The 5,808-nt window shown below is 41.8% G+C and carries 6 protein-coding genes; 2 read left to right on the top strand and 4 right to left on the bottom strand.

The annotated features are described in order from the left end of the window. Window positions 1-104 precede the first annotated feature (104 nt). Window positions 105-698 (bottom strand): ribosome biogenesis GTP-binding protein YihA/YsxC, encoded by a 594-nt coding sequence (yihA, locus tag WBA23_RS02945; RefSeq protein ID WP_424580755.1) that lies wholly within the window; start codon window positions 696-698, stop codon window positions 105-107. Next, window positions 698-1,339: a hypothetical protein gene (locus tag WBA23_RS02950; RefSeq protein ID WP_424580756.1), complete on the bottom strand. Its 642-nt coding sequence runs from the start codon at window positions 1,337-1,339 to the stop codon at window positions 698-700. Before WBA23_RS02950 ends, yihA begins: the two co-directional genes overlap by 1 nt. A gap of 112 nt (window positions 1,340-1,451) precedes the next feature. Between WBA23_RS02950 and WBA23_RS02955 the strand changes: the two genes are divergently transcribed. Both WBA23_RS02955 and WBA23_RS02960 read left to right on the top strand, forming a co-directional pair. Further along, a complete protein-coding gene (locus WBA23_RS02955) occupies window positions 1,452-1,967 on the top strand; it encodes a hypothetical protein (RefSeq protein ID WP_424580757.1) in 516 nt (171 codons plus the stop codon). Window positions 1,968-2,131: 164 nt separating this feature from the next. Then, on the top strand, window positions 2,132-3,985 hold the full coding sequence (locus WBA23_RS02960; protein WP_424580758.1) for a T9SS type A sorting domain-containing protein: 1,854 nt from the start codon (window positions 2,132-2,134) through the stop codon (window positions 3,983-3,985). 329 nt (window positions 3,986-4,314) lie between these two features. Here WBA23_RS02960 and WBA23_RS02965 read toward each other — a convergent pair whose 3' ends face one another. Next, entirely contained in the window at window positions 4,315-5,268 is a 954-nt protein-coding gene (locus WBA23_RS02965) for a glycosyltransferase family 2 protein (RefSeq protein ID WP_424580759.1), read from the bottom strand. Then, window positions 5,262-5,808: GNAT family N-acetyltransferase (locus WBA23_RS02970; protein WP_424580760.1), on the bottom strand; the 547-nt coding region annotated here is incomplete at its 5' end. The genes WBA23_RS02965 and WBA23_RS02970, both read right to left, overlap by 7 nt.

Genomic DNA, 5,808 nt, shown 5'->3' on the forward strand with positions numbered 1-5,808 from the left:
TAAATTAAGTGTTCAAGTGTTCAAGTGTTCAAGTGTTCAAAATTACGTAACTTTCTTGAACATTGCGCGGTAAGCACACGAACACTTGAATACAAAAACACAAACTATAATACTAACAAACTACCAAGATATTCTAGAATATCTTCTCGTCCGGCTCTGGTTACTGATGAACTCGTTAGCATGGGCGGAAGTTCTTCCCAAGTTTCACGCATGGCTTCTTGAAAGGCTCGGATAGTTTTCTTAGTTTTTTTCTCGTGCTGCTTATCAGCTTTGGTAAAGATAATAGCGAAAGGGATCGTGTTCTGACCAAGCCAATCAATAAAAGCTAAATCAATATTCTGGGGCGGAATGCGAGAATCGATCAATACAAACAGATTAACTAACTGTTGGCGATTAAGCAGATAGGATTCAATCATTTTTCCCCAATCGTTGCGTAGGGTTTTGCTCACTTTGGCGTAGCCATAACCGGGCAAATCAACTAAGTACCACTGTTGATTAATTAGAAAATGATTAATAGTTTGGGTTTTTCCGGGGGTATTGGAAGTCTTAGCCAATTTCCTTCGCTCGGTGAGCATATTGATGAGCGAGGATTTACCTACGTTAGAGCGGCCAATAAAGGCAAACTCCGGTAGTGTACCGGTGGGGCACTGCTCAAGTTCAACACTGCTTTTTACAAACTCTGATTGTTTTATCTTCATTATTTTCTTGGCTCCCGGTTAGCGGGTGGGTCACTCACTAACTTAAACATGGGTCGTTTAAACACCGGGCGGCCCGTGCTATCTAATGACGACATTAGCTCTCTATTATCTTCAATAAAGCGGTTAAAAGTTTGACTTATATTATCATAGCGCAATCGGTATAGTACGACGCCACTATTTTCGCTTACGATCTTATCAGTTAGGTACCGTAAGCGGGGGTTATCGTTAACATTAATAATACGGTCGGTAAGTGACAGTAGCGAATCGCTCACTAACCCGGTAAGACTATCGTACTGATGAATCTGGCGGCTATTAGCTATGGTAACCGAATCGAAGCGAATGGCACGGAGTTCCAATACCAGTTGCTCCAATAATGCTAAAGTATCGGAGCCAACTAACGTTTTATCGCTCATTTCATCCAGAAGCTGGTCAAGATACTGTAATTTCTGCTCGTCGCTCTGCTTCACAGTAGACCAAGCATAATTTAGGCTATCGTTCAGGTGATAATAGGTGCTACGAAGCGAATCAAACTGCTCAATCGATACCTGCTCTCCTTGTCGAGTAATAGCAGTACTACACCCCACTAACCAGAATCCTACTGCAATCAATATAAATGCGTGCAATATATGCCGACAATACATAGAGAAATATTAGTTTGGGTTATGATAGTAATTATAGGGACAAATGCAATGATGGCTACGAATATAAGCCATTTGAGAAAGTAATTCGTACTTTGGTCGCAAATTATTGCCTATGGGGATGTTAGATCTTGATAAAAAGTATTTGCAAAGTGCTTATGAGTATTTCCATAGGCTGAACATTACATATTATCTATTAATTGCTGGTCCGCTAGTAGGCTTTTGCTACGCGTATTTGCAACACCAAGCTGCCGGTGGATTGCAACCCACGGTTTACCTTTCTTGGGTACATGTTGTTTTAATAATTGGTGCGGCATTGATTATATTTTTGGGCTACCGCAATTATCGACAAGCACTACAAACGGTGGATTCAGATTGGCCTTTTCAACAAAAGCTAGCGTTTTTTTACCACAAAAGTCGCGAATTGTATGGCTACTATATGGTAAGCAATGCCTTAGCAGCACTAGGATTATACCTGACCGGCGAACAGCTATTCGCCGGAGTCTACGCTGTTGTGCTGGTAGTATTCTCCCTATTTAGACCCACTTTCCGGCGGATTGTCCGCGATTTAAAATTAACTAAAGCGGAAGAAGAAAAGTTAGTAGGTGCCCAGCCATACTACGAAGATTAGCGAGAAGGTTATATTAACAGATTGATTGAACTAGGTAAACAGTCAACAAGTAGCTCCTTAATTTTTAATAAGTGTTAAAGAAAATTACAGAGGTTTATTAATAACAATTATACGTTTTTTCCAGCCTGTAGCTTTACCGTTCTTTACCAGAAAATATTACTTGTATGGTAAAGGTCTCATCCCTATTTGCGTTTCTCTTTATAATTAGCCTATCAGCTCATTCGCAGTTCACGTACTATGTAGCCACAGATGGGCAAAATGATGTTAACCGAGACGGTCGCTCACTGGCAACTGCTTGGAAAAGTTTAGCGTTCGCTTGCGATCAAATTCCGGAAGGGGCAGCTACCATTGAACTGGGTAAAGGAACCTTTGAAGCCAATAAAACGGCGGTACTCAAAAGCGGCTTTACGGTGGTAGGGCAAGGGGCAGAAGCAACTATACTGACAAATGCTGCTGGGTTTTCAGCTGCTTCTGACCAACATTGCGATTTTTCCGGTCACGCTCAGAACTACTTGATTTCAGTACCTAGTAAACGTAAGGATATAACCATTAAAGAGTTGAGTTTCAGCTCTTCCAACGAAAATCCACTTTATGGGGCAATTCATGTTTGGGACAGTGATAGAATTGAGATACAAAATTTAATCATCCGAAATTTCAGTTGGGCCGGACTGTACTTAAATCGCTCGGGTGAGATTAACGTAGAAGGCTGCCTGTTTGAAGATGCCAGCTACGAGAAACACTGTAGTGAGTGGGGCGGGGGCATGCGTACACGCTATGTTAAATATATGACGGTGCATGATAATGAGTTTAAGACGACTAAGGGAGGCGGATACGGTTACAAAGGCAGTGGGCACGAGGATGCTAAATTCTACAATAATACCTTTCATAACAATATTTCTAAAGGTGTTGATGACGGACGTCCCTTTGACTTTGAGTCGGCTCATGAGTTTGACTGGGGATTAGAGATTTTTGATAATGTGTTCAACGGAATGGTTTCTGTACCTCGGGGAGGGGCGCAGGGTTTAACTTCCAACTCAACAGATAAAACCTACGAGTATTCTATTCATATCCATAACAATACGTTTTACGGATCAGGTGGCATAGAGGGGCCTCGCTCGCATTTAGAGATAGATCATAATTACTTTGCCCAGAAGTGGAATAACTCAGGGCGAGTATATGAGGTGCACGGAGGCGAAAATCCGGGTCCGGTTAAAATTCACCACAATGTAGCTGAGTGCTCAATGGGGTTTGTATTTAAAAAGAACGAGCTAAACGAAAATGTATCTATCTACAATAATACGGTTTACCTAGTGAACTCGGACCGAAACAACTTTCCGACTAGCTTCTTAGAAGTAAGCGGTGCCGTACAAAACTGGCAAGTGAAAAACAATATCGTTTTTTCCGACGATGCTCAAAGTCCTGATAAACCTTCCGCATTTTCGCGAGGGAGCCTACCCGACGCAGGGATCAATTTGAGTCATAATGTAGCTTGGAAGGTAGTGAACGTACCCGAGGGTGTTACCGAAGCTGACCCACAATTAGTACTAAGCGGTGAGAAACCCACTGCTTACTACGCCGCTAAAAACGCAGAAAGCTACGTAGTGGATCAGGGTACCGAGGTAGGGTTTCTATTCGAAGGTACGGCGCCCGACCTAGGAGCTTATGAATGGAAAGAAGCAACGCAGGAAGAAGAGGAAAATGAAGTGCCTCAAGAGCCTGTAGTTACTGATACCACCATTATTACTAGTTTGCAACCATCGCTAGCAGCCAACAAGCGTGAGTTTTTAGTATATCCTAATCCTACTAGTAATACTTTGACGATAACGCAAGAATCAGAAGGCGGCACTCAACTGTATTATGCTAAGCTATCAAATACTATGGGAGAAACCTTAATCCATAGCACTCCTTCAGCCAGCGGGCAGCTACAGTTTGACCTATCGGAATATACGGTTGGCGTGTACTTTGTACACTTGCATACGAGTGAGGGAAAAATAATTTGGCGAATTATGAAGCGCTAAACGCACTTTTAGTAGAATAATGCAGGAGATCTAGAGGGATTATAAGATCTACAGGAGCGCATATTTAGTTAGAATAGTAGACATCACGTACGTACCAATCGATGTTGTGTATCCTAATAATTTAACACTAAGCGGAAATTGATAGATAAAACTTATAGAAAATTTGCTCTGTAGAAGAAGGAGTTGCTTCGTTTTTCGCTCGGTTTGGCGGAGAGCAAGTTCCTTACTATAACATCTACTATAATAATCTACCTAGCATTGTTAAGCAAACTCACCGGATCAAGATTAGAGCACAACGACAACTTCCACGCTGGTTCTATCCTAATCGCTCACTTCCTGAAGTACGTATGCCCTAGCTTTGGCAAAGGTATAGCTAGTGATGAAAGCTTTTGTACTAGCCAATAGATTGGACTGCTCCGGTTTAATTGGCGTAATAGTGTAAATAAAAGGATAACTTCTCTATGATTACTAGAGCGAAACGCCCGCCTGATTTCGTACTTAAGTCGCGTAGCCAAAGCCTGCTGTTCACTTTCATTTTGATTTAATTTCAATGCCTTCTGACAAACCAGATACGTAGAGCGCAACTGAGGATCACCAGGGTGGTACTGTTGGGCCGACATAGAAGTTGCGTGCTTTCGTACTTGAGTGGTACATTTATCTAAGTAGGCGTACTTCCAATTTCGGGCAGAGCGTATCCAGAAGTCGAAATCTTCGTAGGCTAGTTGCTCATCGTATCCACCTAATTCATCCAATACTCCCTTTCTAACTATCATAGTAGGAGGCGAAATAAAGTAGCGAGCTAATACATCGGCGTAGACATCTCCGGTCGGGATAGGACGGATATGCTTTAACCGATCGCGGTAGTGGTACCATAGGTGTTGTCCGCTCATGTCTATATATTTTGCTTCGGTAAACACTACTCCATAATCTTCCGGTAAGCCTTCAAAGTAGGCTACTTGTTGCTCAATACGCTGCGGAAGCATTATATCGTCGGTAGCAAAGTCAATAATGTACTTACCGCTGGCTAAGGCTAGCCCTCGGTTAAATGCCGCGCAGTTCCCTAAATTATCTGGTAGAAAGATTGTTTTCACTAGGTAGGGAGACACATTTGTTTGCAGAAAATCTTGTGCAATAGCAACACTAGCATCAAGACTAGCATCGTCAACTAAAATAATTTCTACTGCCGGATAGGTCTGAGCCAGCACCGAATCCAGGGCTTCTTTTAAAAATCGCTCGTGGTTATAACACAGCGCAATCACCGATACCAACGGTTGGTTTACCATTTTAGAAGATAGCTCCTTTTATACGAAAGTATTCCACCCATTCGCCTCTTAAAATTTTGTGTAGACTCGGAGCCAGTCCCTAAATCTAATAAATAAATGTTATTAGACTGACAGTAACGGTAGATGTGTGATAGTAATAAGACGGTAGGACTATAGGAGTTATACGTAAGTAAGGCAGTATAATAAAAAGTATACACAACTGAATTGGAAACCTGTACTGCAATACAGGCAGCTATTCTAACTTTCAAATGGTACACTGAAAAAAGCAGATAATGACTGGGGTAAGCCTTCGCATAATTCAGTAAATCTGATAAAGTGAGAGAGAGTTTGCGCTGACGGGTTAGGTAGCTCACGGCTATAAATTGATAGACTTCTGACAGTTTCTCTGGTGGTTCAGTAGTAGCTATAAAATTGGTTTTGGTCGCTTTGTTTAACTTGTTTCGTTGGTTGTTCGTTATCTTGGTTGCTAAAGGTTGGCTATCGACAGCAATATGATAATTTACTTGTTCATCGAGAGTATGATAGTGTGCTCTCTGTAAT

This window comes from Tunicatimonas sp. (genome assembly GCF_049647865.1).
GTDB lineage: Bacteria > Bacteroidota > Bacteroidia > Cytophagales > Cyclobacteriaceae > Tunicatimonas.

What these genes read in the sequence shown, in the direction of transcription:
- yihA (WP_424580755.1), bottom strand. Translation starts at nt 698, where the DNA reads ATGAAGATAAAACAATCAGAGTTTGTAAAAAGCAGTGTTGAACTTGAG.
- WBA23_RS02950 (WP_424580756.1), bottom strand. Translation starts at nt 1,339, where the DNA reads ATGTATTGTCGGCATATATTGCACGCATTTATATTGATTGCAGTAGGA.
- WBA23_RS02955 (WP_424580757.1), top strand. Translation starts at nt 1,452, where the DNA reads ATGGGGATGTTAGATCTTGATAAAAAGTATTTGCAAAGTGCTTATGAG.
- WBA23_RS02960 (WP_424580758.1), top strand. Translation starts at nt 2,132, where the DNA reads ATGGTAAAGGTCTCATCCCTATTTGCGTTTCTCTTTATAATTAGCCTA.
- WBA23_RS02965 (WP_424580759.1), bottom strand. Translation starts at nt 5,268, where the DNA reads ATGGTAAACCAACCGTTGGTATCGGTGATTGCGCTGTGTTATAACCAC.